The 655-nt window shown below is 43.7% G+C and carries 2 protein-coding genes; both read right to left on the reverse strand.

Going from position 1 to position 655, the window contains the following annotated elements:
• Positions 1 to 223 (reverse strand): transposase (locus BDE01S_RS11805; protein ID WP_174520392.1); only part of this gene is annotated, 223 nt, incomplete at its 3' end.
• A gap of 70 nt (positions 224 to 293) precedes the next feature.
• Positions 294 to 617, reverse strand: coding sequence for an IS630 transposase-related protein (locus tag BDE01S_RS10900; protein ID WP_066081505.1), 324 nt, complete (start codon positions 615 to 617; stop codon positions 294 to 296).
• Positions 618 to 655: the final 38 nt, after the last annotated feature.

A 655-nucleotide genomic window follows, 5' to 3' on the forward strand; every position in this document is an offset into this window, starting at 1 on the left:
AGGCAGGTAGTTCCGGTATCAATACTTCGTTTACCCATGAGTGGAAAACATCGCTGTCAATACTGCATTCAAATGCGGTAAAAGCAAAGGGCATACCGCTGCATTGTGCACCGATAACGTTGGTTTGCTGTCTGTTCCAATTCGAACGTTCAAAGCATTTTTGCCCCCTCGGTGCATAAGCATAAGGACGGAAATCGTCCTTTTTGAAACCGCTTTCGTCCAAATAAACAATAGGATACAGTTGTTTTTCATAGACATTGAGCGTTTCAATAAAGTTATTGCGAAGTGTTTCATCAGCTTTTTGGTGCCGTGCTATTTTTTTTTCGTGTGAGTTTGTACCGCTTCATTGCTTTGGATACGGCATGTTGTGTACTGCCTAACCGTGCAGCCCTCTCCCATTGATAAGCATCGGGATAGTCGGCAACATCCTGTCTGAGTTTTTCTTCGGTCAGCTTGCGTGCCTTGTCTTTGTATTCGCTTTTAGGCTTTGGCGTCGGCTGTTTTTTCCATCTTGCTAACGTATTCGGGCTGATTTTGTGGCGTGCGGCAACTTCTTTATAGGTACTGGTTTCAAGGTCAGATAGGATTTTTTGGCGGATATGGGCTGGGTAGGTCATGGGTAGATTCAATTACTGTTTTTAGGGAATTTTACTAT

It is taken from the genome of Bergeriella denitrificans NBRC 102155 (assembly GCF_001592185.1).
Taxonomy (GTDB): domain Bacteria; phylum Pseudomonadota; class Gammaproteobacteria; order Burkholderiales; family Neisseriaceae; genus Neisseria; species Neisseria denitrificans.